This window comes from Rothia sp. P4278 (assembly GCF_048512945.1).
In the GTDB taxonomy this organism is placed as follows: Bacteria; Actinomycetota; Actinomycetes; order Actinomycetales; family Micrococcaceae; genus Rothia.
Genome location: NZ_JBLXXU010000001.1, coordinates 439,060 through 465,103 on the forward strand (window position 1 = coordinate 439,060; position 26,044 = coordinate 465,103).

22 protein-coding genes are annotated in these 26,044 nt (G+C 55.7%); 16 read left to right on the forward strand and 6 right to left on the reverse strand.

The window, feature by feature from the left end; all coding sequences use genetic code 11:
• The first annotated feature begins 26 nt into the window (after positions 1-26).
• Complete coding sequence (metK, locus tag ACN085_RS01975) at positions 27-1,232, forward strand: methionine adenosyltransferase (RefSeq protein WP_419099664.1); 1,206 nt, start codon at positions 27-29, stop codon at positions 1,230-1,232.
• Positions 1,233-1,244: 12 nt separating this feature from the next.
• The gene (locus ACN085_RS01980; protein ID WP_419110407.1) at positions 1,245-3,368 is read left to right on the forward strand and encodes a primosomal protein N'; all 2,124 of its coding nucleotides are present in this window, start codon (positions 1,245-1,247) and stop codon (positions 3,366-3,368) included.
• Here the strand turns inward: ACN085_RS01980 and ACN085_RS01985 are convergent.
• Together ACN085_RS01985 and ACN085_RS01990 are read right to left on the reverse strand one after the other, a co-directional pair.
• Positions 3,365-4,489, reverse strand: coding sequence for a glycosyltransferase family 4 protein (locus ACN085_RS01985; RefSeq protein ID WP_419110408.1), 1,125 nt, complete (start codon positions 4,487-4,489; stop codon positions 3,365-3,367). The two genes, ACN085_RS01980 and ACN085_RS01985, sit on opposite strands and share 4 nt — an antisense overlap.
• Positions 4,486-5,403: an alpha/beta fold hydrolase gene (locus ACN085_RS01990; RefSeq protein WP_419110409.1), complete on the reverse strand. Its 918-nt coding sequence runs from the start codon at positions 5,401-5,403 to the stop codon at positions 4,486-4,488. The genes ACN085_RS01985 and ACN085_RS01990 overlap by 4 nt, the downstream gene beginning before the upstream one ends.
• Positions 5,404-5,640: 237 nt before the next feature.
• Here ACN085_RS01990 and leuS point away from each other — a divergent pair, with 237 nt between their 5' ends.
• The 6 genes from leuS to holA all read left to right on the forward strand — a co-directional run bounded on the left by leuS (position 5,641) and on the right by holA (position 13,793).
• On the forward strand, positions 5,641-8,079 hold the full coding sequence (gene leuS, locus ACN085_RS01995) for a leucine--tRNA ligase (protein WP_419110692.1): 2,439 nt from the start codon (positions 5,641-5,643) through the stop codon (positions 8,077-8,079).
• Between the two features lie 100 nt (positions 8,080-8,179).
• Positions 8,180-9,088 (forward strand): DegV family protein, encoded by a 909-nt coding sequence (locus ACN085_RS02000; protein WP_419099668.1) that lies wholly within the window; start codon positions 8,180-8,182, stop codon positions 9,086-9,088.
• A gap of 165 nt (positions 9,089-9,253) precedes the next feature.
• Positions 9,254-10,180, forward strand: a complete 927-nt coding sequence (locus ACN085_RS02005) for a helix-hairpin-helix domain-containing protein (RefSeq protein ID WP_419110410.1) — start codon at positions 9,254-9,256, stop codon at positions 10,178-10,180.
• Positions 10,181-10,491: 311 nt separating this feature from the next.
• Positions 10,492-11,760, forward strand: a complete 1,269-nt coding sequence (locus tag ACN085_RS02010) for a ComEC/Rec2 family competence protein (protein ID WP_419110411.1) — start codon at positions 10,492-10,494, stop codon at positions 11,758-11,760.
• On the forward strand, positions 11,757-12,734 hold the full coding sequence (locus ACN085_RS02015) for a ComEC/Rec2 family competence protein (protein WP_419110412.1): 978 nt from the start codon (positions 11,757-11,759) through the stop codon (positions 12,732-12,734). The genes ACN085_RS02010 and ACN085_RS02015 overlap by 4 nt, the downstream gene beginning before the upstream one ends.
• Before the next feature lie 51 nt (positions 12,735-12,785).
• Positions 12,786-13,793 carry a DNA polymerase III subunit delta gene (holA, locus tag ACN085_RS02020; RefSeq protein ID WP_419110413.1) on the forward strand — a complete coding sequence of 336 codons (1,008 nt, stop codon included), beginning with the start codon at positions 12,786-12,788 and terminating at the stop codon, positions 13,791-13,793.
• 114 nt (positions 13,794-13,907) lie between these two features.
• On the opposite strand, the gene rpsT is transcribed toward holA, so the two are convergent.
• Both rpsT and ACN085_RS02030 read right to left on the reverse strand, forming a co-directional pair.
• A complete protein-coding gene (gene rpsT / locus ACN085_RS02025) occupies positions 13,908-14,171 on the reverse strand; it encodes a 30S ribosomal protein S20 (RefSeq protein WP_419099673.1) in 264 nt (87 codons plus the stop codon).
• A 201-nt stretch (positions 14,172-14,372) separates the two neighbouring features.
• Entirely contained in the window at positions 14,373-15,068 is a 696-nt protein-coding gene (locus ACN085_RS02030; RefSeq protein WP_419110414.1) for a type II toxin-antitoxin system PemK/MazF family toxin, read from the reverse strand.
• Positions 15,069-15,213: 145 nt separating this feature from the next.
• Here ACN085_RS02030 and lepA point away from each other — a divergent pair, with 145 nt between their 5' ends.
• Both lepA and hemW read left to right on the forward strand, forming a co-directional pair.
• On the forward strand, positions 15,214-17,070 hold the full coding sequence (lepA, locus tag ACN085_RS02035) for a translation elongation factor 4 (protein ID WP_419099675.1): 1,857 nt from the start codon (positions 15,214-15,216) through the stop codon (positions 17,068-17,070).
• The gene (hemW, locus tag ACN085_RS02040) at positions 17,070-18,317 is read left to right on the forward strand and encodes a radical SAM family heme chaperone HemW (protein WP_419110415.1); all 1,248 of its coding nucleotides are present in this window, start codon (positions 17,070-17,072) and stop codon (positions 18,315-18,317) included. The genes lepA and hemW overlap by 1 nt, the downstream gene beginning before the upstream one ends.
• A 60-nt stretch (positions 18,318-18,377) precedes the next feature.
• Here hemW and ACN085_RS02045 read toward each other — a convergent pair whose 3' ends face one another.
• Positions 18,378-18,794 (reverse strand): DUF4870 domain-containing protein, encoded by a 417-nt coding sequence (locus tag ACN085_RS02045; protein WP_419099677.1) that lies wholly within the window; start codon positions 18,792-18,794, stop codon positions 18,378-18,380.
• A 159-nt stretch (positions 18,795-18,953) separates the two neighbouring features.
• On the reverse strand, positions 18,954-19,805 hold the full coding sequence (locus tag ACN085_RS02050) for a DUF3097 family protein (RefSeq protein WP_419110416.1): 852 nt from the start codon (positions 19,803-19,805) through the stop codon (positions 18,954-18,956).
• 149 nt (positions 19,806-19,954) lie between these two features.
• Between ACN085_RS02050 and hrcA the strand changes: the two genes are divergently transcribed.
• From hrcA to ACN085_RS02080, 6 genes are all read left to right on the forward strand, one after another.
• Entirely contained in the window at positions 19,955-20,947 is a 993-nt protein-coding gene (gene hrcA, locus ACN085_RS02055; RefSeq protein ID WP_419110417.1) for a heat-inducible transcriptional repressor HrcA, read from the forward strand.
• A gap of 57 nt (positions 20,948-21,004) precedes the next feature.
• Positions 21,005-22,120, forward strand: coding sequence for a molecular chaperone DnaJ (gene dnaJ / locus ACN085_RS02060; RefSeq protein WP_419104511.1), 1,116 nt, complete (start codon positions 21,005-21,007; stop codon positions 22,118-22,120).
• A gap of 9 nt (positions 22,121-22,129) precedes the next feature.
• The gene (locus ACN085_RS02065; RefSeq protein ID WP_419110418.1) at positions 22,130-22,891 is read left to right on the forward strand and encodes a 16S rRNA (uracil(1498)-N(3))-methyltransferase; all 762 of its coding nucleotides are present in this window, start codon (positions 22,130-22,132) and stop codon (positions 22,889-22,891) included.
• Positions 22,892-23,059: 168 nt separating this feature from the next.
• Complete coding sequence (locus ACN085_RS02070) at positions 23,060-24,169, forward strand: PhoH family protein (protein WP_419110419.1); 1,110 nt, start codon at positions 23,060-23,062, stop codon at positions 24,167-24,169.
• Positions 24,166-24,672, forward strand: a complete 507-nt coding sequence (ybeY, locus tag ACN085_RS02075; protein WP_419110420.1) for an rRNA maturation RNase YbeY — start codon at positions 24,166-24,168, stop codon at positions 24,670-24,672. Before ACN085_RS02070 ends, ybeY begins: the two co-directional genes overlap by 4 nt.
• 3 nt (positions 24,673-24,675) lie before the next feature.
• Complete coding sequence (locus ACN085_RS02080) at positions 24,676-25,968, forward strand: hemolysin family protein (RefSeq protein ID WP_419104507.1); 1,293 nt, start codon at positions 24,676-24,678, stop codon at positions 25,966-25,968.
• The last annotated feature ends 76 nt before the right edge of the window (positions 25,969-26,044 follow it).

The window sequence follows — 26,044 nt, forward strand, 5'->3', positions numbered from 1 at the left end:
TTCATTGAGAGAAGTACAGTAGAACCGTGACTGAAAATAACCATCTCCGTTTGTTTACCAGTGAGTCCGTCACTGAAGGACACCCCGACAAAATTTGCGACCAGATTTCAGACTCCATTCTGGATGCTCTGCTGACCGTTGACCCGCTCTCTAACGTCGCTGTAGAAACCTTGGTCACCACCGGCCAGGTTCACGTTGCAGGTGAAGTGACCACCAACGGTTACGTCGATATTCCCCAGATTGTCCGTCAGACCATTCTTAAAATTGGTTACAATTCCTCAACCCACGGGTTTGACGGTGAGTTCTGTGGCGTATCAGTTTCCATCGGCGAGCAGTCACCCGATATCAATTCGGGTGTCTACAACTCTCTTGAGGCCCGCCAGGGAACCGCAACCGATGACCTTGATCTACAGGGCGCCGGAGACCAGGGCATCATGTTCGGCTACGCGACCAAGGAGACCGATGTTCTCATGCCCGCTCCTATCTACCTGGCCCACCGTCTAGCCGAACGACTGACACAGGTACGCAAAGAGGGAACTCTGCCTAATCTACGCCCCGATGGTAAGACCCAGGTAACGCTCGGTTACGACGATAACTTCAAACCCGTCACTGTCGATACCGTGGTGGTTTCTACCCAGCACACGGCAGACTACGATTTGGCTCAGCTCGATGCCGATATTCGTGAGCACGTCATTGAACCCGTTCTGGCCTCTTTTGACTGTGATTCCTCAAACGCAAAGTTCATTATCAACCCGGCTGGCCGTTTCGTTCAGGGTGGCCCCGTGGGCGATGCCGGTCTAACCGGCCGCAAAATTATTGTCGATACCTATGGTGGTATGGCACGCCACGGAGGCGGTGCCTTCTCAGGCAAGGACCCGTCCAAGGTTGACCGCTCCGCTGCCTACGCTATGCGCTGGGTTGCCAAGAACATCGTGGCAGCCGGTCTTGCGGACCGCGCCGAGGTCCAGGTAGCCTACGCTATCGGCCAGGCCGCTCCGGTGGGTATCTACGTCGAAACTTTCGGTACCGAGAAGGTATCGGTAGCAACCATCGAACACGCCATCCGCGAGGTCTTTGACCTGCGCCCCCTAGCTATTATTCGTGACCTGGAACTGCGCCGGCCAATCTACGCAAGGACCGCAGCCAACGGCCACTTCGGCCGCGAAGAACGTGAGTTTACCTGGGAGCGGACCAACCGCGTCAGCGAGCTTAAGGCTGCAGCGGGCATCTAATATAATGTCCTCATGACTCAGGTGCCTTCTTACGAATCCCCGCAACTTGATTTGTTGCGGGGATTCGACCTTGCTTCGCCCCAGCAGGCTGATGCTGTACCAGCCGAAGCGCAGGCCGGGCATCTACCCGTAGCAAGGGTTCACATTGATAGTCCGCTACCGCACCTGGATAGGCTCTTCGATTACAGCATTCCTGTCTCGCTTGATGCCCAAGCACAGCCCGGTGTGCGGGTGCGCGTGAAATTCAACAACCGGACCGTCTCAGGCTGGATTCGTGAAAGGGCAGCAACAAGCAGTGTCGCGGGACGCTTGCTACCCCTCCAAGAAGTAATCTCACCGGTTTCCGTTGTTTCACCCCAGGTTTTTCAGCTTGCTGATGCGCTAGCTGATAGGTATGCGGGGCTGATTCCCGATATCCTGCGCCTTGCGATTCCACCGCGTGTTGCCAGCGTTGAAAAACCCTATCTACCGCGAAAGGGCGATAGCGGCCCCGGCCAGCACGGCCTGACCCACACCTATCGTGCTGAACCGCTGGAAATAGCACCGGTGGATTTGGAAGGCTTTGCTGACTATACCAACGGTCCCGAGTTCTGCGATGACCTTTTAGCAGGTGCAGAGGCGCGGGCAGTTATGGCCGTCCTACCCTCGCACCCCGAACGGAGTTGGGAGGACCTACTTGCCTCAGCGCTGGTGGCTACCGCCAGCACCGGCAGGGGAGCCTTAGCTCTCGTTCCTGACCGCAAAAGCCTGGACCGCCTTGCCCAGGCTCTGAATAAGCTGGTTCCGGCATCAGCATTCGTCCAGCTAACAGCACACGACCAGCCCACCATAAGGTACCGTAACTTTCTGTTGACCAGATGCGGGGCCGTGCGCATTGTGATTGGAACGCGCTCAGCAGCCTACGCCCCGGTTGCTAATTTAGGACTGGTAGCCTGCTGGGACGATGGGGACTCTTCACTCATTGAACAGCGGTCGCCCTACTGCCACGCACGCGACGTCCTTTTGCTGAGGGCTAGCCAAGAAAACACGGCTGCTCTCTTCATGGGCTACGCAGTTTCCAGCGAGGCAGCGCGCTTGGTACGCACCCGCTGGGCCAGTTTTATCGGGGCCGAACGAGAACTGGTCCGCTCCTTTACACCCAGGGTTATGACAACGGGTGATGACTACGCACTGGCTAGGGACCCGCTGGCTGCTATAGCCCGTATCCCGCACCAGGCTTTCGCTGTAGCCAAAGACGCCCTCGAAACGGGGCCCGTTCTTATACAGGTAGCTCGGGCTGGCTACATTCCTGCGCTCAGCTGTCAGCGGTGTCGTATGCCAGCACGTTGCGCAGAATGCCGCGGACCTATGATTGTACCTGGCGGAAGTAGCGCCCCCCAGTGCGGTTGGTGCGGTCATCTGGCCCAGGGCTGGCATTGTATCGAATGCGGCTATGACCGCTGGCGTACCGGCGCAGCCGGTGCCTTACGCACCGCCGAAGAACTGGGCCGGGCTTTCCCTGGTGTACCGGTGATCACCTCCAGTGGCGAGAATATCCGCCCCGCTATCGGCCCCGAACCGGCCCTGGTCATTGCCACTCCTGGCGGGGAGCCGGTGGCCCAAGGTGGCTACTCTGCGGCGCTCTTGCTTGATGCTGATCGCATGCTCCAGTTTGATTCGCTGCGGGCACCGGAGACCGCTTTGCGTCGCTGGTTCAACGCCGCAGCGCTGGTGCGTTCTTTTGCGGTGGGTGGCCGCGTGGTCACGACAGCTAGCCCTTCACCCACGCTTGAAGCCCTTATCCGTTGGGATCCCATGGGCTTTGCCCTGTGGGAGATGGATGAGCGCAACGAGATTGGCCTACCACCGGCTGTTCGTACCGCTGCTATTACGGGCAGTGAAAAAGCTGTCCAGACCTTCTTGGACGCTATTGAACTACCTGACCAAGTGCGGGTGAGCGGGCCAGTAGCTTTAGCTGACCCTACAGGGTTTTACGACGGTGAACCCGAGGGAGATCTCTACCGCGCCATTATCTTCTTTACCTATGCGCAGGGGCCTAGTCTCACCCATCACCTCAGAGCAACAAAGGCATCCCTAGCTGCCCTGCATAAGAGCGAGCCAGTCCAGATTAGGTGTGACGGCCTAGATATCCTCTAGGCTTCCGCCTGCCCTTGGTAGAGCTTCATTGCTGTCTCAACTAGTGTGAGTGCGCTGGCCTGCCAGCTGTAGCGTTGAGAATCCTTTAATCCTGCTCTGACCGCCTGCTGGGCAACAGCCGGGGCGGACAGACCTCGTATTGCCTGCGCAAATTCCCAGGCGTTATGGGTGCTGGCAAAGTGGGCGTTCGGAGCTATCTCACGGAAGATAGGGATATCGCTGAGTACAACGGGGCAACCGGCGGCCTGTGCTTCAGCAACCGGCAGGCCGTAGCCCTCCTCCTTTGAGGCGGTGAGCAGGGCGTGGGCGCGCCCCAGCCAATTGCGGTATTCCTCATCGCTCACACCGTTGTGGAAGGTGACGTTGGAACCGGCCAGTGGCAGTAATTCAGCCTTCCGGTGGGGACTAATTTTAGAGAGCAGGTGCAGGCGATAGTCGGGCAGGAACTTCATGGCCCGCAGTAGGGTCTCCACATTCTTGTAGGGCATGAAGGAACCCATATAGATCAGGTCTTTGGTACGGGTCGAAAGCGCTGCAAGCGCCTGAGCTTCGGTCACAATACTCCCTGGCTGGGGGGCATTAGGGATCTCGACAAGACAGCGGTGTGTCAGGCTGTGTTGTCTTATGAGATCTGCCGTTGTCGCCGATACCGTTGCAACAGCATCTGCGCTGTTGAGCAGGTATTGCTGGGGAGCGTAGGTTGAATGGAAGACCCTCCATCCCAGGCGTACGGGCAGGGGCAGGAAGGAGGGCGGAGTAGGGTAGCTGTAGTAGATCAGGTCGTGAAGGGTCAGAATTAGCTTGAATTTGCGTCCTAAACCGCCCAAACCAAGGGTCTGCATGGGAGAAAAAACTACGTCAGGGTTGTGACGATTCAGCTGGAGGGCTGCGAGAGGTTCAAGGGCAGATGTTGGTGAGCAGATTGTGATGTAAGGCAGAGGCGGAAGCATCTCAAGCTGGCGAAGGTCGTGGATAGCCATGACTAGCTGGAAGTCCCGTGGCAGGTGGCTATCTTGGCTCTCTATCAGCTCATGTAGAGCTGTCAGGAGTGATGCTGTATAGCGGCTAATTCCATCGTGGAAGCCAATGCGGGTGTAGCGTGCATCAATGATTAGCTTCACAGTTCTAGCCCTTCACGGTTGAATTCTTTGATGAGAGCGGCTGCTCGTAAGGGTGTTTCGTAGTGAATAAGGTGGCCCACCGCGGGGATCAGATCAAAACGTCCCTGCTGCAGAGAAGCGGCCATCTGCTCTTGAAGTTCCAGGGTACCCAGGTCGTCTTTTTCGGCAACAATCATCTGAACGGGCAGGGGGACTGAGGGCGCAAAATCAGCGGCAGTGCCCGATATGGAGGCCCGGTAGGCTTGCAGGACGGCATCGCGGGAGGCAAATGAGCCGAAATAGGCGTCGTGCTGGCTGTTGATAAAGGCGCGAAGCTCTGGATCCTGGGTCTTCATCATATACTCGCTACTGAGCCTGGTCACCAGCCGGGAACGGAGCAGAGCAAATCCCAGACCCGAGGGGAGACAGGCGCCCGCCCCATAGTAAAGCTCGGCCAGACGGGTCATAATCTTCTGCTCGCCTTCCAGGGCAGGCTGGCAGATGGGGTTGATGAGGGTGAGCCGGGTGAAAAGCTGGGGGCGGACTAGGGCCGTGTAGCTAGTGATAATAGACCCAAAAGAGTGGCCGACCAGGTGGACGGGGCTAGGGTTTGTCAGTTCAATGAAGTCAACCAGCCAGGCCGCATAGCTAGATATCGTGTGCTCAGCACCGGGGATTGCCTCGCTTCTGCCAAACCCAGGTAGGTCGGGGATATAGACACAGTAGTCCTCTAGGCCCTGGGCTATGAGCTCCAACCCGTGGTGGTCACCCCGAAAACCGTGAATTAGAACCAGGGGAGGGGCATCTTCCTTGCCGTAGACCCACCAGCGGCAGCGGGCACCGGCAATTACACCCTCGTGAAGGTGCCCGCGCATCTTGATGGTGGGTACCGGTTCAAAGACCGAGGGCTGCTGTTCTGAGGTATCCAACGGCATCATCAACTCCTTTACCAAAACACTGTACCCGTTTTCACCCAAGGTATGCTTTCTCACCCAGCAGACGGGCGGGGTAAACCCTGCCGAGGCGCGGTACACTAGGTAACAAATGATTGACAGCTTTGGCTTTGGTGTGCCCAAAAATGGTGCTCCAGAATCGAATAACAGACAGGAAACACCGTGACTGGCCAGGTAGAACCTACCGAACAGAACGAAACCACCTGGGACTTCCGTGCCATGGAAGCCAAGTGGCAGCCCTACTGGGAAGAGACTAAGGTCTTTGAACCCACCGATGATGAAAGTCTAGAAACTCGTTATGTAGCGGATATGTTCCCCTACCCCTCCGGCGACCTACACATGGGTCATGCCGAGGCCTTCGCTATTGGCGATGTGACTGCCCGTTTCTGGAAGCAGAAGGGCTACAACGTTTTGCACCCTATCGGTTGGGACTCCTTTGGTCTGCCCGCTGAAAACGCGGCTATCAAAAATAACACCCACCCTCAAGAGTGGACCTACAAGAACATTGAGACCCAGGCAGGTTCTTTCAAACGGTACGGCATTATGGCCGACTGGTCGCGCCGCCTGCACACCTCAGACCCCGAATACTACCGGTGGACCCAGTGGCTCTTCCAGCAGTTCTACAAGAAGGGCCTGGCCTACCGTAAGTTCTCGCAAGTCAACTGGTGCCCCAAGGACCAGACCGTACTCGCTAACGAGCAGGTTGTTAACGGGGAGTGCGAGCGCTGCCATACCCAGGTCACTAAGAAGTCTCTGAACCAGTGGTACTTCAAGATTACCGAGTACGCCCAAGAACTCCTGGACGATATGAAGGAGCTTGAAGGGCACTGGCCTGACCGTGTTCTGGCGATGCAACGGAACTGGATTGGCCGTTCTGAGGGTGCGCAGGTTACCTTCGCCCTTGAGGCAGCTGAGGGTAAGCCCGCTAGCAGTGTGGATGTCTTTACAACCCGCCCCGATACCCTATACGGTGCTACTTTCTTCATCGTGGCTGCCGATGCCGATCTGGCCCTCGAACTGGTCACCGATGATCAGCGCGCGGCTCTGGAGGCCTACCGCGAGAAGATCAAGGTTCTATCGGACATTGACCGCCAGGCCACTGACCGAGAGAAGACAGGTGTCTTCCTAGGCCGTTACGCAATCAACCCGCTCACCGGCGATAAGCTACCGCTGTGGGCTTCTGATTACGCCCTAGCTGACTACGGTACAGGTGCGCTCATGGCCGTGCCCGCCCACGACCAGCGCGACCTGGACTTTGCCCGCAAGTTTGATATTCCCGTCATTACCGTTCTTGAGACTGGCGAGGAAGACCCTGCGGTTTCAGGTCTTGCAACCACCGGTGACGGTGTCCATATCAACTCTGGCCCCCTGGACGGCCTCAACAAGGCTGAGGCAATCTCCAAGGTAATTGAGATGCTGGAAGAGAAGGGCCTAGGTAGCGGCAAAGTCAATTTCCGCCTGCGTGACTGGTTGCTCTCCCGTCAGCGTTTCTGGGGTTGCCCGATTCCTGTAGTCCACTGTGAAGAGCACGGTGAGCAGCTGGTGCCCGAGGACCAGCTACCTGTTCTCCTGCCCGATAACCTCTCGGGCGAAGACCTGGCCCCTAAGGGCCAGTCACCTCTTGCTGCGGCCACCGAGTGGAATACCGCTCCCTGCCCCGTATGTGGCAAGGATGCCAAGCGTGACTCCGACACCATGGACACTTTTGTGGATTCCTCCTGGTACTTCCTGCGCTATGTTTCCCCTAACTTCGATGCTGGCATCTTTGATCCCGAGCAGATGAAGAAGTGGAACCAGGTTGACATGTATATTGGCGGTGTTGAGCACGCTATCTTGCATCTGCTCTACGCACGCTTCTTCACCAAAGTCATTCGTGACCTGGGCCTGATTGACCATTCAGAGCCTTTCAAGGCTCTGATGAATCAGGGCCAGGTTCTCAACCAGGGTAAGGCTATGTCCAAGTCCCTGGGCAACGGCGTTGACTTGGGTGAGCAGCTGGATAAGTTCGGTGTCGATGCTATCCGAACCGTCATGGTTTTTGCTTCCCCGCCCGAAGACGATGTGGACTGGGCCGATGTATCACCCGCAGGTATGCAGAAGTTCTTGGCACGCGCCTGGCGTGTAGCCAACGATGTCAGCAGCCAACCCGGTGTTGACGGCGCCACCGGCGATAAGACCCTGCACCAGCTGGTTCACCGCACCATCTTTGAAGCCGGAAATCTGGTAGAAAACGGCAAGTTCAATGTTGCTGTTGCTAAAACCATGGAGCTGGTGAACGCCACCCGCAAGGTGATCGACTCTGGCGCTGGTGCGGCTGACCCCGCGGTCCGCGAGGCGGCTGAGGCTATTGCGATCCTGCTTTCACTCTATGCCCCCTACACCGCTGAGGACGCCTGGCACCTGCTGGGCCACGATACCCCGGTTCTGACCGCCGGTTGGCCTGCCGTTGACGAGAGCCAGCTGGTTGATGAGACAGTCACCGCTATCGTCCAGGTCAAGGGCAAGCTCAAGGACCGTCTGGAGGTTGCCAAGGACATTTCCGAGGCAGACCTTGAGAAGCTAGCTCTAGCGTCTGAAGCCGTTCAGCGTGCTCTGGCTGGGGCTGAAATCCGCAAGGTAATTGTTCGTGCCCCTAAGCTCGTGAATATCGTCATCTAATATTTCTTGGCTGTTTTCAGGCGGGGTGCCACCAATCTGGGTGGCACCCCGTCTGCTTTCTGTTAAGGGTGCTAGACAGCAGAAGGGGTAGAGTAGGAGGGTGCGTTCACTTGCTCTCGTTACCGATTCTTCTTCCGCTCTGCCTACAGAGCTGCTGGCAGCTCTGCTCAGTGCGGGCGGCTTTGCCATTGCGGATTTACCGGTTTCAATCGACAATCAGCCGGTTGATAGCCTGGACTCCATGACCGTTGATGAGGCTATTGCTATGGCCCATGTTCAGGGCCAGCAGGTTACCACTTCCGGGGTGGCTCCCGGGGCCCTGGCTGATATTTACGAGGACTTCGCCCAGCAAGGGTTTGAGGGCGTTGTTTCGGTACACCTGTCGGGTGAGCTTTCTGGCACCTGCGATGCAGCAGGCTTGGCCGCGTCCATGGTTGATATCCCGGTTGCGGTGGTGGACTCTCTCAACCTTGCAATGGGTCTGGGGGAGCCGGTTGCCCGCCTGCACCGGTTGTTGGCCGAGGAGGGCGACCTAGAAAGAGCAAGCCTTCTGGCTGAAGAGCTGTGTTCAAGCACCGAGCTCTTCTTCTTTATTCCAACCCTAGACGCTCTCAAACGGGGCGGTCGGGTCAGCCCAGCCCTTGCAATGGTTGGGCAGATGTTCCAAATTCGACCTGTGGCAACCGTTCTGGACGGCAAGCTAAGCTACCTTGAACGCCCACGCACCACGGCAAAGGCTATTGAACGCCTCGTAGCCCTCACTCATGATGCTTGTAGTAAACGCTCCGGTGAGTTGCCTTTAGACATCACTTTAGAAACCTCTGAAGCCAGATCACTGATACAGAGGGCTGGCAGGGTCGTTGCTATCCACTACAGCGGGAATGTGGAGCAGGCAAAAGAACTTAAAACTAGGCTCGGTCAAGTAGCTGAGCAAGCTCAGCTTAGCCCGCTACCGCCGGTTCTCGCCGCCCACGCAGGCCTGGGTGCTCTTGCAACCGTTGTGCTCTAGGCTTTGGTAGGTGGGCCGCCTGTGAGCATCGTGTTCTACAGCCGCGTCATGTATTCACCTTTTTCACTAACTGATGAGCTAAGTGCTGGAGAATAACAGTGCCCTGGCCTTCCACAGCTAGGGTTGAATACAGGTCGCTAGGACCGATCGGTCTAACCTGGCGGCATGAAAGAACAGCACTTTCAGAGCCCCGACCTTTCGCAGGAGGCCTGGCCAGAACCCTACGACTGCGAGGATGATAGGCCTGATCGACTCACAGATTATCTGATTACGACAAGAGGTCCTGCCCCCGGTGAGGATCCAGCTCAACCTTCAGAACAGGTCGGCAGCTCACGCCCACGCCACCGGCTACTGATTGAACAGGCCCTGCAGGCGCAGTCAGCTCATAGCTCTTTATCAGCCCCTCAAGCATCGGTGATTCGTTGGAAGGTACCTACCGGAGCGCTTATTATCCTTGCACTGGTTCTTTCCGGCTTTGCCCTGTGGCCGTTAGTAGGAGGTTCAAGAGGTAGCCAAGAAGTCATCTCTCCCGTTTCTGCTCCGGCACAGGAACAGGTAGGTGCTCGGTCCAGGCAGGAGCCAAACTACACCTCAGATTCTAGTACGCCCACCAGTAGCAGTTCAGCCGCATCAGGTGGTGCTGTCCTAGTACATGTGACCGGTGCTGTGATCTCTCCCGGCCTCTACGAGCTTAAACCGGGGGGCCGCGTCAACGACGCACTTACTGCTGCCGGTGGGCCTAGGCCCGATGCAAATACCTCGGCTATCAATCTGGCAGAACCGGTCATGGATGGGAGGCAAATATATGTTCCGGCGGTGGGGGAGGAAACCGTCCTGCCACCCGCACAGGCTACCCAAGGAAAGGCAAGTAGCTCCGCCGGTAGTTCCTCTGCTACCGATCATTTGGTGAACATCAACACAGCAGAAGCTAGCGAGCTGCAGACTCTGCCCCAGGTTGGTCCTGTACTTGCTGAATCGATCATAGCCTGGCGTGAAGAGCACGGAGGTTTCCAGTCCGTTGACGAGTTAGACCAGGTATCAGGTATCGGGCCGGCTAAACTCGAAAAACTCAGGCCATTGGTGACCGTCTAATGGGATCTGCACAGTACCTTCGCAAGCGCTGGCACCAATCCCGGGCACTGAGCTGGCATCGGCTGGCGCAACCTCGTTTTACAGATATACGGCTCCTTCCTGCGGCACTTTCTCTCTGGTGTTTTACTGCCCTTACGCACCTATACCCTTTCAGAGTGGCTCTGATCTTCCTGCTCTTACTTGCTTTCCTGCTGTGCCTTTCCTATCGGCCCTTGACTCTCAGAATAAGCAGAATCAGCACCAGGATTCACGGGGGATTACAGGCCTGTCTAGCCTTTGCGCTCCTGCTTTGTTCTCTGCAAGCCGTCATTATGGTGGGCAAAGATTATCCAGCTAGGTTAGCCCTACTCCAAGAGCTCAACGGTCAGGGCATACGGCTTGCCGGCCAGGTTGTGAACTCCGAACCGGCCACTCGGGGAGGCTACAGGACGACCGTTGCCACTCACCAGCTATCGAAGTATCCCAGCACCTACGAGGCAGCTATCAGCCTTCATATCTACACAGAGCAGCTGTTTGTTCCCGGAAGCTCAGTAACCGGTGTAGGTAGATTTCGTGTTCAGGGTAGCTACTACAGCGTCAAAGGGGCGCTACGGCACCAGGGCGGTGCCCCATCAGCTCCCGCTATTTTTCTTCTCAAAAACGAGCTACGAGCAAAGGCGACTAGAGAGATAGGTGCGGATGAGGCCGGGCTGGTCTTAGGAATGGCATACGGGGACGATACTCCGCTTTCAGAGCAGGCGGTCAATGCTTTAAGAGCCTCAGGGCTCACTCATCTCACAGCCGTATCCGGTTCCAATATCACCCTCATCTTCGTACTGGCCTACCGGCTGGTTCAGCAACTGGGCCTACCCAGGTTACTTCTGATTTGTTCTGGTCTGGGCGCTGCCACCCTCTACGTCTCGGTTGTCGGCCCGGACGGTTCGGTATTAAGGGCTTGGACTATGGGCCTGCTCGGTGCGGTAGGTCTTGTGCTGGGGCACGGGGCCTACCGGCTTACCTTGCTCTCAAGCTGCCTTATCGGTTTGCTGTTTATATCACCCGAACTGGCAACCGACTACGGGTTCGTGCTATCCGTCACCGCCACAGCCTCGCTGATGCTGTTGGCACCTGCCATAACGCGTCTCCTCTGCCATATTTTTCCTTTACTCTGGGCTGAAGTCTTGGCTCTTCCTTTGGCTGCTTCTCTATGGTGTGCACCGGTTATTTTGCTCCTTTCAGAGTCTTTCTACCCCTATACCGTTCTTGCGAATATTCTGGTGGCCCCATTCGTTGCCCCTATTACCTTGGCCGGCCTAGCGGCCCTCCTAGCTTCAAGCCAGAATTATGCCGATCAGGCAGCTAGCTTCTTCCTCCAATGCGGTGGCCTGGGCGCCCAAACCGTCCATTGGGTAAGCCGCTGGTGCTATGACCTCCCCGGTAGTCGCATCCCTTTAGAGGTGAGCCCCCACAACCTACTGCTGACGCTCTTTGGCGTGGCGGCTGTCAGTGCCATAGTTTTGGTGACCGATGCCCGGATTAACGCTCCGCAGGATTCAAGAGTTCCTGCCTTATTTGATGTTGGCGGGAGCGGTATAGCGTGAGCAGAACACCTTCTTTGAATAACCTCTTACCCGGTTCCTGGAGAAAAGACCCAGCACGAAAATGGGCCAATCTGGTGCTCTTCTGCCTCATTGTGGTTCTTCTGTTCGTACTTATCACTCCACGCTTTTCATCAAGAGATAAGGCCCCAGCTGACTGGCAGTGGATTACCTGCGACGTTGGCCAAGGCGATGCCCACCTCATCAGAATAGGCAATAGTTCTGCCATCCTCCTGGATACAGGGGATAACCCTCAAGCACTTAAAACCTGTCTGGACTGGGCTGGCATCGACGAACTAGAGGCAGTCGTGCTCACGCACGAGCACAGCGACCACTACGGTGCCTACTCTTGGGCTTTGGCCTCCCTACCCGTGAAGAATGTAGTGGTAAGCCCCTATTTTGCTTCAGAAAAACTCAACCAGCTAGAAGGTCACGTTTCCCGGCAGCTACAGCATCAACCGGCACTGCATTCCCTTGAGCAGGGGAGCTCTGTAGGCTTTCCCCTCAGTAATCACCGGGTACAAGCTACCGCAGAGGTTTTGTGGCCACCGTCCGAACCGCAAGCGATACCCGGTGAATCAGATAGCTCAAGCTGGACCAACAATACCTCGCTGGTGATGCGCTGGGATATCGCGCCCTTGAACTCGCAAGAGGAGCACCTCACGGTACTCACCACAGGCGACCTAGAGGCGGAAGCTGCCCATAGCATCATCACAAACTACGGCTCAGCCTTGCCCTCAGTAGTGCTTAAGGTCGCCCACCACGGGTCCAGGGGGAGCGGGACCGATCTCATCATCGCTGTCAAACCTCAGCTAGCTGTAGTTTCGGTGGGACAGGGCAACAGCTACGGCCACCCTCACCCCAGCATTATGGAATTTTTAGAGAAACAGGGCATAGCTACTAAGAGGACAGACCAACAGGGCCATATCGCGGTGAGCTCCCATGACGATGGTCTACACCTCATCACTTCTCGTTAACCTGCACGCCCAAAGATTTTCTGACAAGATGGAAGGGCACGAAGGAGGCCCATGGCACGCTCATCAAAATCACGACCGTCCACTGCAGACAAGGCTTGGAGGACAGTTCCTCTGGCGGCAGTAGCCCTACTGTACGGACCCGAGGAATATTTTGCCCAACGAGCGAAGGAGCGGCTCCGCAAGCTCTTTGCTGAAGAACACGGGGCCTATGAGCTATCGGTACTTTCAGCTAAAGACTACAAAGCTGGCCAGCTAGGGGTCCTAGCTAGCCCTTCTCTCTTTGACGAGCCCAAAATTATTGAGGTCGAACAGCTTGCACAGATGAACGACCTCTTCTTGACCGATATGTTGGCCTACTGCCAGACTCCGCAGGCTTCAACCCTGACTATCCTTCACCACAGCGGGGGAAACCGCGGAAAGAAACTCTTAGACACCATCCGTGCTAACAGGAATTACCCAGTAGTTGAGTGCAAATCTCTCAAGAACGAACGTGACCGTGTAGATTTTGTGATTTATGAGTTTAGGGAAGCTGGTCGGCGTATTGACCCCCTTGCCGCCTCCACCTTGGCAGCTGCTTCCAGCGATATAGCTGAGCTGGCATCGGCGGCTCGACAGCTGGCCTCCGATGAACCCGGTGAGATTACCCTGGAGACTATCAACAGATACTTCGGAGGCCGAACCGAGGTCACAGCCTTTAAGGTGGCCGATGCTGCTATTGCCGGTAACAGCAGGGAAGCCATCAAGCTTGTCCGCCAGGCTATGGACACCGGAAGTGACCCTATCCCACTGCTCGGTGCCTTGGCCGCCCGTATCCGTAATATCGCCAAGGTTCACGGGGTACCTGGGAGCGCTAACCAGCTCGCAAGTGAGCTCAAGATGATCCCCTGGCAGGTCGAGGCCGCGCAACGTGATGCACGCAGGTATTCTCCGGCTGACCTTGCGCAGATTCTAGCTCTTCTGGCTGATACCGATGCCCAGCTTAAGGGTGAGAACCTTGATCCGCTCTACCCGCTGGAAAAAGCTGTCCTTGCTATTGCGCAGACGGCACAGAGCCGGTAATAGGTCCTGGCAAAAATATCCCTGGCATGCACAAAGCCCCACATACCCTAAGGGTGTGTGGGGCTTTATGTCACTTCGCTCTTAGACGCCGGCTAGAGGGGCCGGAACCAGAACTTAGGAAAGCTTGTTTACCAGAACAGCAAGGCCTGACTTCTTGTTTGCAGCGTTCTTCTTGTGAAGAACACCCTTTGAAACAGCCTTGTCAAGCTTGCGGTTTGCGGTACGAAGAGCGTCAGTTGCTGCTTCAACATTCTGAGCTTCAACTGCCTCGGTGACCTTACGGATGGAGGTCTTGAGATCGGACTTGATTGCGTTGTTGCGCAGGCGAGCCTTCTCGTTGGTGAGGATACGCTTCTTCTGGGACTTAATATTAGCCACGATTAAAAACTTTCTGTTTTTGTCTAATTGGTCGGTGAGGGCTGTGCTGACCGGTCATCGACTGAGCGGCGTGGGGATGCCTATGGCAACCAGTCAGCAGTGCCCGATGACCATCGGACACACAAGCATTAACTTTATCAGTTTATTGGCTCTGTGTGGCGGAGATTAAGGCAACACTTATGCACCTGCCCTGAAGATAGTTCAGCGTTGGTTGTAGGCCTGAACAACCAGGTCGAAGGTTGCCCTATCCATAGTGGCGCCTTCACGACGAAGACCCCTGGGGTTGAGCTGGATGACCCGGTTGAGCTTGACCTCGGAGGGGCGACCTTCCTTATCCCATGCGCCGCTACCGATATCGAGATAGTTGGGGTCGGTGGTTGCGGCGTTGGTGTGGTCCTTACTGGTCAGCATGAGACCTAGCAGGTAGTTGCCGCTCTTCCCGATAATCAGAAGCGGGCGGTCCTTTCCCTGGGTGTAGTCTTCTTCGAAGGGCACCCAGGCCCATACAACTTCACCGGGGTCAGCTTCACCATCGGGGTTAGGGGAGTAGTCGAAAGTTACAGTTCCGAAGTAATCGCCGGGGTAGCCGCCGGTTTCCCAGCTACCAGTGTTTGAGCTGGTAGCAGGGGGTGGCGTTGTACCGGTTGCGTAAGGGTTTGAGGGGACTCCCGGCGACTGGCCTTGAGTGCTCTCTGCCGGTCTCTGCTGAGCTGGCTCAGTCCCAAAAGTGCCGTAGTCACCCTGACGTTTGGTTTCTCGCGTGGTTTTTGAGCGGGTGGTCTTCGGGGCTGCGGTACCCTGCTGACGATCCTTCTGGTTCTGGTACTTGTTCCATTCGCGCATAAGCTTCTGACCGATGCTGAGCGCCTGGTTGATGGTTCTCAAATTGATCTTCATGGTCACTACAATAAACGCTTATGAGCGGCGCGCGAGCAGACACGCACGCGTGAAGTGTGAGAAACTGGTTAACTGATTTCTATCGTCAGAGACTTCCCTGTAAGCTTCTGCAAGCTACTGTGAGTCGTGAAAGGACCAAACCCACGTGTCACCCTTGGCGACCAACCCACCTAAGCCCGCGGCTACTGATCCCTCCATCATCCGCAATTTCTGCATTATCGCGCATATCGACCACGGTAAATCGACCCTGGCCGACCGCATGTTGCAGGCTACCGGGGTTGTTACCCCGCGTGAGATGAAAGCTCAGTATCTTGACCGCATGGATATCGAGCGTGAGCGCGGTATCACCATTAAGTCCCAGGCTGTTCGTATGCCTTGGGAAGTCAAGGGCGTTAACTACGCTCTGAACATGATTGACACACCCGGCCACGTGGACTTCACCTATGAGGTTTCACGCTCTCTGGCAGCATGTGAAGGCGCTTTGCTTCTGGTTGATGCGGCTCAGGGTATTGAGGCCCAGACCCTGGCTAATCTCTACCTAGCCATGGAAAACGATTTGGCTATTATCCCGGTCCTCAACAAGATTGATCTGCCAGCGGCACAGCCCGATAAATATGCAGAGGAGCTAGCTCATCTGATTGGAGTTGAGCCCGATGAGGTTTTGCGTGTTTCCGGTAAGACCGGTGAGGGTGTGCCCGAACTTCTAGACCGTATTGTGGAGCTCCTGCCTGCACCTAAGGGGGAGCAGGATGCTCCCGCCCGCGCCATGATTTTCGACTCCGTATACGACTCTTACCGCGGCGTTGTCACCTATGTTCGTGTAGTTGATGGTAAGCTCACCCCGCGTCAAAAAATCAAGATGATGTCCACGGGCGCGGAGCATGACCTGCTCGAAATTGGTGTGATTTCGCCCGAACCTAAACCCACCGACGGACTGGGCATGGGCGAAGTGGGCTACCTAATTACCGGTGTAAAAGACGTCCGTCTCTCCCGCGTGGGTGATACCGTGACAAGTTCGCATCTGCCCGCCAGTGAGGAGTTGGGAGGTTACCAGGACCCCAAGCCTATGGTGTTCTCTGGCTTGTTCCCCATTGACGGCTCGGACTACCCGGCCCTGCGCGATGCCCTGGAAAAGCTCCAGCTCAACGATGCTGCCCTGATCTGGGAGCCTGAGACTTCAGCGGCACTAGGCTTTGGCTTCCGCTGCGGCTTCCTGGGTCTGCTCCACCTTGAGATTGTTCGTGAACGTCTTGAGCGGGAGTTCAACCTGGACCTTATCTCCACCGCTCCCAACGTTATCTACGATGTTGTGGGCGAAGATGGAGTTTCCCAGCGGGTGACCAACCCCAGTGAGTTCCCCGAAGGCAAGGTAGCCATCATCAAGGAACCCATGGTCGCCTGCACCATCATCGCTCCCAACGAGTTTGTGGGTGCCATCATGGAGTTGTGTCAGTCCCGTCGCGGTTCCATGGGGGGCATGGATTATCTCTCCCAGGACCGTGTGGAGCTCCGTTATCGTCTGCCACTGGCTGAGATTGTCTTTGACTTCTTTGACCAGCTCAAGAGCAAGACCCGTGGCTACGCTTCACTGGACTGGAAATTTGACGGCGAAGAAGAGGCCGACCTGGTCAAGGTTGACATCTTGCTCCAGGGTGAAAAGGTCGACGCTTTCTCTGCTATCACTCACCGTGATAAGGCATACTCCTACGGTGTCATGATGACCGGTAAACTGCGTGAGCTGATTCCTCGCCAGCAGTTCGAGGTACCTATCCAGGCTGCCATCGGGTCACGCATTATTGCCCGTGAGAATATCCGCGCTATGCGTAAGGATGTCCTTTCTAAGTGCTACGGTGGCGATATTTCGCGTAAGCGTAAGCTCCTTGAGAAGCAGAAGGAAGGCAAGAAACGTATGAAGATGGTGGGCCGCGTTGAGGTTCCCCAGGAAGCCTTCATTGCGGCGCTCTCATCGGGTGAAGAGTCTAAGGACAAGTCAAAGAAATAATGCCGGCTCAGCCTTTAGGCCAACCTGCACCCTTGGACGGCAGAATCCCATTTGATTCTGCCGCCAGTTTGCAGGAACGCGATTTTAGTTTGTATGTGCATGTTCCTTTCTGTTCTGTGCGCTGTGGTTACTGCGATTTCAACACCTACGCAACCGAAGATTTCGGTGACGGCGTTGGGTTAGGCAGTTATGCTGACGATGCTATTGCTGAGCTTGAGTTTGCTCAGCGGGTTCTGCGAGAGTCAGGAGCACCGGAGCGTAAGCTCTACTCTGTGTTCTTTGGGGGTGGGACTCCGACCAAATTGCCGGCTGCTGATTTAGTCCGGATTCTGGCGAAAGCCATAAATCTATTTGGCTTGGAGAAGGGGGCGGAGGTTACCACGGAGGCCAACCCCGACTCTGTGACCCGCGATGACCTGTTTACGCTCAGAGCCGGTGGCTTTACCAGGGTATCCTTTGGCATGCAGTCCGTGGTGCCTGATGTCCTTGCAGTGCTTGACCGCACGCACACACCGGCTAATGTTCCTAAGGTAGTGGCTTGGGCCCGCGAGGCCGGTTTACAGGTTTCCCTTGATCTGATCTACGGCGCTCCGGGGGAGAGTCTAGAGCAGTGGGAGCAGACCGTACGAGCGGCAGTTTCTTATGGGCCTGACCATATCTCGGCCTACTCCCTGATTGTGGAGGAGGGGACTAAACTTGCCGCGCAAATTCGTAGGGGTGAGTTTGCTATGCCCGATGAAGATGCTATGGCCGATAAGTATCTTCTTGCTGAAGCAATCTTCGATGAAGAAGGCTACCACTGGTATGAGGTATCCAACTACGCTAAGTCGCCGGAGTTTAGGAGCCGCCACAACTACGCCTACTGGCGCAACCAGGACTGGTGGGGGGTTGGTCCCGGTGCTCATTCACATGTGGATGGGACTCGCTGGTGGAACCTCAAGCACCCAGTTCCCTACACCACAAGGGTCAGGCAAGGTCTAAGCCCCGCAGCGGCCCGCGAGGTCTTAAGTCAAGAAACGCGACGGTTTGAAGACATCATGCTCATGCTTCGCGTCATCGACGGATTACCTGTGAGCCGGCTGGTGGAGGGCCGGCAGGGCACCGATATAGCTTCGTCCCTCGACTGGCTTATAAGTCAAGGGCTGATTGATGAGCAAGCCCTTGCTGACGGTCGGGTCAGACTCACTCTGCAGGGTCGGCTCTTAGGCGATGCCGTGACCAGGGAGCTACTACCCGACCTGTACTAAAGAAAACTGGGCCTCATACCTGCATAAGGTAGGGGCCCAGAACTTTTAGATTAGCAGAGGCTACTTTTTACGGCTCAAAATCTTAGTGAAAAGGAAAGTGTTGAACTTGTACTGGTAGGGGTTACCGCGAGTTACCACAATGCCGGCAATAAGGGCTGAGAAAGCCAGGTAGGTCCAGGTCAGAGCTGCTACAAGTCCGAAGAACCAGCCGATAGCGGGGATGTTACTCAGAATAATTCCCAGAGCCAAAACGATGGTGGGAAGCAGGGTGAAGTCGAGCGCCTCACGTGATTCCTGCTCAGTGAAAGGACCGCGACCCCGGTAGAGGTAGTAGATAACAGCGGAGGGGATACAGCCGAGTACACCACCGAAGTGGGCAGCAGTCGCTATGTTGCGGTCAGCATTAACGGACAGGTGCGATGCCGTTGCTGAGGACCCCTTGTAGGTGGTGGTCGATGGAGAAGTTGCAGTCTTCAAGAAGGTTTCTCTTTGGTCTTGGGTGGATACGAGTGATGGCACGATGCCAAGTTCATGCCTCAGACAAGTCTAGTCAATAGCTTGTGTACAAGGTATAGGTATAAGTGACTTTTTGTCTTGTGAGCGCACGATATTTATCACATTATTTACCGAGAAAGTTTAGCTTTCAAGAGTCACAAAATCTATGAGTTGTTCTACTGGGCCAAGCAGAGCCGGCTCAAGGTCGGTATAGGTATTAACGCGCTTTAGGATTGAGTCCCATCCGGCTCGAATATCTTCGGGTCTGGCGTAAGGCCGGTTGAGTCGGCGGAGGATTCCCTGCTTCCATTCTTCGCTGCGAGGGATTACGGGCCATTTCTCGATTCCAAGAACGCCGGGTTTAACTGCCTGCCAAATATCGACAAAGGGGTGCCCCATAATCATTACGTTCCCGCGAGCGCCGGGGGTTTTCAGCGCGGCTTCGGCTATACGGCTTTCTTTAGACCCGGTAATCAGGTGGTCCACTAGAATCCCGAGTTTTCGGTGGGGCGCTGGTGCGAACTCCCTAATGGCACTGGCTACATCATCAAGACCGTGGAGGGGTTCGACCACAATCCCTTCGACACGCAGGTCGTGCCCCCACACTTTCTCAATCAGTTCAGCGTCGTGGATACCTTCGACCCAAATTCGGCTGGCACGGGCAGTCCTAGCGGGGGCATTATCCAAGGCGACAGAACCGGATCGGGAAATCTGCTTGGTGGGCTTAGCCTGTTGCGGTTCAGGAGCAACAAGGTTGACCGGTCGACCTTCAAGGAGGAAGCCGGGGCCCAAGGGGAATTGCTTGACCCGCCCATGCCGATCCTCAAGACCTACCATACGGTGACTGCCAACAGAGCGGAGCGAAACAGCTGCACCCACAAAACCGCTCACCATATCTTCGAGAACCAGCCCCGGTTTGAGCACCACGCGGGGTAATTGGGAATGTTTGTGGGCGCTCAGATCAGCTGACCCCCACGAAGCGCGATAATCCATTGAACTCCTTGAAAACACGGCCAAGTGCCTTAGCCATCAGCGTACTGAATTCTGATTCTAGTGCAGTGGTATTAGAGTTAACGGGTAACTTAGCACTCTGGTATCCCCAGTGCTAAAAACCCTTAAAGCTCACATCATCAGGAGGTGAAATGGACCATCCGCGCAGGCTTCAGGTCTTGCAGGCTATCGTCGAGGAATACGTGCATACTCGGGAGCCGGTTGGTTCAAAGACCCTCATTGAGCGGCGGCAGTTGGGGGTTTCTAGCGCCACGGTGCGCAACGACATGGCCGCTCTGGAAGAACAGGGCCTGATATCGGCACCACATGCCAGTGCGGGCAGAGTGCCCACTGACCTGGGTTACCGGCTTTTCGTTGACCAGATATCGGCTTTGCGACCGCTCTCACCAGGGGAGAAGAGAGCAATCCATACCCTGCTCGATAGCGCCGATAGCGTGGATGACATGATGAAAAGTAGCGTCCAGCTCCTTTCTTCGCTTACTCACCAGGTCGCCATGGTGCAGTATCCGACCGGCCCGACGGTTGCGCTACGGCATGTTGAGCTGGTCTCTTTATCAACATCCACAGTCCTAGTGGTAGTGATTACCGATACCGGGCAGGTCACCCAACGAACGGTAGCATGCCCGCATACAGCCGATGAACTGGTCACTATCAAGCAACAGCTTATTGAGGCCTTTTCGGGTCAGCCTCTGTCCCAGGTGGCTCAGGCGCTGGCTCCTCACCCGCGCAGCAAGCTCATGCTCAGCCTCGTCCAGGCCGTTCAGCTACTGGCAGCTCAGGGTGTATCCTCTCAGGTGCTGATAGCGGGAACAGCCTACCTGGCAGAGTCAACCGTTGATTTTCGCGGTAGTATTGCACCTGTACTCGATGCCCTTGAAGAGCAGGTGGTGCTCCTTAAGCTTTTGGCAACTATGGAACACGATGAGCGCGGTTTTGCGGTCAGCATCGGCTCAGAAAACAGGGAGAAATCGCTGGCCGAGACCTCAGTTGTTGCAAGTAGCTACGGCCCTGGAGGAAAGGCACACGTTGGTGTTGTAGGGCCAACACGTATGGACTACGCCCGAACCGTCTCAAAGGTGAATGCCGTAGCCCGCTACCTGTCAAAGATTTTGGGGCAGGAGTAAAACAGCTTCTTGCCTCCACATATTTAGTAGTACCCCATGACCCTGAAAGAGAGAACTGTGAGCAGTCACTACGAAACCCTCGGTGTATCGCGCGATGCCAGCCCCGAAGAAATCAAAAAGGCCTACCGCAAGAAAGCCCGCCAGCTGCACCCCGACATTAACCCTTCTGAGGAAGCCGCTGAGGAATTTAAGCGTGTTTCGCTAGCTCACGATGTGCTCTCTGACCCTGAAAAGCGCCGGATTTATGATCAAACCGGTAACGAGAACGGCACAGCCGGCGGCTTTAACGGGGCGGGCGGCTTTGGTGGTTTCCAGGATATCTTTGAGACCTTTTTCAACGCGACTCCGCGCGGGCCGCAGAGCCGGGTTCGTCAGGGGCAGGATGCTCTTATCAACGTCAAGATTGACCTTAAAGACGCTGTCTTTGGCACCAATAAGCCCATCACCGTTGATACCGCTGTGACCTGCGACCTGTGTAAGGGCGAGGGAACCGCTGAGGGTACCCACCCCGAAACCTGTGAAACCTGCCGTGGCCAGGGCTACATGCAGCGCCAGGTTCAGTCCATCTTGGGTACTGTCGTTCAGCCTGTTGAGTGCCCCAGCTGCCGTGGCTTTGGAACCGTTATCAAGCACCCCTGCGCCGAGTGCTATGGTGAGGGTCGTGTGCGTGAACGCAAGCCCCTGACCATCAAGATTCCTGCGGGCGTAACCGATGGCGCCCGTATTCGTCTAGCGGGGCAGGGTGAAGCAGGCACCGCCGGCGGACCTAATGGTGACCTCTACGTTGAGCTTCGTGTAGCGGCCGATCCCACTTTCTCACGCGAACGCGATGACCTCATTGCGGCGGTAGGGGTTCCGATGACCGCTGCCGCCTTGGGCACTACCATCACCTTGGAGACTTTCGACGGGCCGCAGGAGATACAGATTCCAGCCGGCACTCAGTCTGGCGATGTCATCACGCTCAAGGGCCTGGGTGTTAACCACCTGCGCGGTGGTGGCCGCGGTGATTTGCGTGTGCAGGTTGAGGTCCGTACCCCTACCCAGCTCACCGATGAAGAAAAGAACCTGCTTAAGCAGTTCTCGGAGTTGCGCGGAGAAGATCTCAAGATGAGTGAAACCGTGACCCATAAGCAGGGTGGGTTCTTCTCCCGCCTCAAAGACCACCTCAAGTAGGAACTCGTTATGAGCAACGCCGTCTACTACATCTCGCCCGAAGATTTTGAGTCCTTGGTCCCAGGTGCCGCCTACAGTCTCCTAGGCGATGAGGGCCACCACGCCAAGACCGTCAAACGTGCGGAGTTAGGCGAGGGGATCGACCTGGTCAACGGCTTGGGCAACCGGGCCGTCACAAGGGTGGAGGGCACAGTAGACGGCGGTTTGCTGCTAACGGTTCAGTCGCTGGCGCTCGATGAGCTAGGTATTTCGATCTACCTGGTTCAGGCTCTGGCCAAGGGCGACCGAGATATCCAGGCTATTGAGATGGCCACCGAGCTGGGCGCTCACGGTATTGTACCGTGGAGTGCCGACCGCTCAATTGTTCGTTGGAAGATGGAGCGGGCAGCAAAAGCACATGCCAAGTGGCAGAACACGGTCAAAGCCGCAGCCAAGCAGTCTAGGCGGGCACTGCTCCCGCCTGTCTATCAGCTCCACAGCACGGCTGATCTGGCCGATTTGACCCAGGAATTGGGGGAGCGGGCGCTCTTTCTACTTCTGCATGAGCAGGCAAACTACCGACTTTCACAGGCTTTGGCAGAGCACCTTAGCCCGGATGTTGAGGAGGTCTATTTTGTGGTGGGGCCGGAGGGTGGGATTAGCCCTCGGGAGCTTGAGATCTTGGAACAAGCCGGCGCACACACCGTATTGCTTGGCCCCGAGGTGCTCCGTAGCTCAACAGCCGGAGCTGCCGCTATTTCGGCACTGAATCTTGCCCTGGGTCGCTGGTAAAGAGTTCATTGCCAGCTTTCAAGAGATTTACCTTGAGTTGGCGAACTGTTCAATATCACTCTGCGCAAAACCCGTTTTTTCTTCAAATAGTGCGGGTAAAGTAAACCCTGAGCACTACCCCCTGTTCGCTACTGCAATGAGGAGCTCTGAAGGCCCAGCTGGGCACTTATGACTACATCAGTACAATCTACGAGCCGGCCGCTTTCAGTAGCCCGGACTTTCTCTTTCAAATCCACCGCAGAAATGGTGGCAGTTCTTGGCCCCCACGACGGTAATATCGGGCTGGTTGAACAGACTTTCCCCGGCCTAAGGATTCGGCCTAAGGGCCTGGACGTCGTGGTTACCGGACCTTCAGAGACCGTGGCGACAACCGTCCGATTGCTTGCGGAACTCACTCTTTTGGTGGAGAACGATACGCAGGTCACCGCCGAGGTTGTCAAACGGATAATGTCCATGATGACTGCCAGCCTGAACCACCCGGCAACCGCTATGAGCCAAAATATTCTAAGTTCTCGCGGCAAAAATATTCGACCCAAAACCATTAACCAGAAGAGCTATGTTGATGCCATTGACGCCAACACCGTGGTGTTTGGTATCGGCCCTGCGGGTACAGGCAAAACCTATTTAGCCATGGCTAAGGCGGTGCAGGCCCTTCAATCCAAGGAAGTCAACCGTATTATTCTGACTCGACCGGCTGTTGAAGCAGGCGAGCGTTTGGGGTTCTTACCCGGTACCCTCAACGATAAGATTGACCCCTATCTGCGCCCTCTTTACGATGCGCTCCATGACATGATCGATCCTGAGTCTATTCCCAGGCTGATGGAAGCCGGCACCATTGAGGTGGCTCCTCTGGCCTATATGCGTGGACGCACCTTGAACGACGCATTTATTATTCTGGACGAGGCTCAGAACACCACGGTGGAGCAGATGAAGATGTTCCTGACCCGTCTGGGCTTTGGCTCAAAGATGGTGATTACCGGCGACGTCACCCAGATCGACCTTCCGGGCGGTCAGGCTTCGGGCCTCAAGCAGGTTCGGCAGATTCTAGAGGGTATTGATGATATCCACCTTGCAGTGCTTGAGGCAGAAGACGTCGTTCGTCATAGCCTCGTATCCGATATCGTCAATGCCTATGATAAGTGGGATCAGGCAAAGTCCTCTATGGAGCGCCGCCGCAATCGCAAGGTTAAACGTCAGACCATAGAAGCTGCAGCCGAAAAGCTATTGGCTAAATCCGGTATTGATGTGTCAGAGCAAGAAGATGGTACAAACCAGTGAACCTAGAATTTGAAATTGAGGAGCTGGATAGCTCAGCAAGTGATTTTGACCGGGAGTCTTTCGCAGCAGTAGATATTGCGACTATTGAAGGCCTGGTGGCCCACGTTTTTTCGAGCATGAACTTGGCACCCGATACAGAGCTTTCGATTGCAGTAGTGGGGGAATCGGAGATGGAGCGCATCCACCTGGAATGGATGGATCTACCGGGCTCAACCGATGTCATGAGCTTCCCTATGGACGAGCTCACCCCGGGTACCCCTGAACAGCCTTCTTCTGGGGTTCTGGGCGATATCGTGCTCTGCCCGCCGGTAGCAGCTCGTCAGGGCGCTGACGCTGGCCACAGCACCCTCGATGAGCTGTGTCTACTCACCACCCACGGCATTCTGCACTGTCTGGGCTATGACCATGCTACTGCCGAGGAAGAAGCTGAAATGTTCGGGATTCAGCGTTCCTTGCTGGAAGATTTCTTAGGTCGCCCAGCTCCTGTTGAGACGAGGCATTAAACCGTGGTAGGTCTTATCCTTCTTCTTTTTGCTGTCTTGTTGCTAGTCTTGCTGGGCTATCTCTTTACCGCTGTTGAATCCTCTTACACCTACCTTCCTCGGTCCGAGGCCCAAGGTTTAGCTGAAGAATCGGGCAAGGAAAGTATTAGGGCAGTGCTGGCAGACCCTGAGCCTTACTTCAGATCCTTGCGTATCTGGCGCGTGCTAGCTGAAGTTGCCTCGATTATTTGCTTCTACCTGCTAGCCCATGACCTTTTTGAACGTACCTGGGTCAGTGTAATAGCCACACTTCTGGTGATGACGGTTCTGGTCTTTGTCTTCTTTGGTGTAGCTCCGCGTCTGGTAGGGCGCACTAAGCACGTTCAGGTTTTCTCGGCTATGGCGGGGACTGTCTACGCACTGGGCGTTCTAACCCGCCCCTTCTCATCTATTCTGACGAAGCTCTCTCGTAAGTTCAGCCCCAGGGATTCTGAGCGGGTTACGGGCATCTTTACCGAAGACGAAATCCTCGAGTTCGTTGATAGGGCTAGCTCTTCTGAGGCTATCGAGGACGATGAAGCCGAGATGGTTCAGTCCATTTTCGAGCTTGACGAAACCAGGATTCGCTCCATCATGGTACCCCGTGCCGACATGGTAACCGTTGATGTTGACCAGAGCATTGACCAGTCGCTCTCTCTCTTTTTACGATCGGGCTACTCACGTATTCCGGTACTTGGGGAATCTTTTGACGATGTACGAGGCATGCTCTATCTCAAGGACGTTGTTGCCGCGACACGGACTGGCACTCAGGGTTCCCAGCCAGCGAAAATAGCGGAGCTGATGCGCCCGGTGCGTTATGAACCAGAATCTAAACGGGTCATGGACCTACTGAAAGAAATGCAACGCGAATCAACCCACATTGCCGTCGTTGTCGATGAGTACGGTGGCACAGCTGGTCTTGTGACATTAGAAGACCTGATCGAAGAGCTTGTTGGAGATATTTCCGATGAGTACGACAACGACAAAGCAGAGGTTTCTGTTCAGGAAGACGGCACTTTCAAGATTAGCTCCCGTCTGAGCACCTGGGAGCTCGGGGAAATCTTTGGTATTGAGCTAGAAGACGACGACGTTGACACGGTAGGCGGCTTGCTCGCTAAGCATTTGGGTCGGGTACCGATTATTGGTAGTGAGGTTCTTGTGGAGGGTATCCACATTCGAGCTATTGGTTCCCGCGGCCGCCGCAACAAGGTGGGCACCCTACAGGTTTGGGTAAGCCCAGATACTGATACTGAACCAGAAGACGAGCACAGCCATTAGTTCCGCACACGTCACTTTTATGATGGACCTCTCTTTTATCAGCCGGTGGGGTGGACGGGAGGTAGTTTGGCAACTG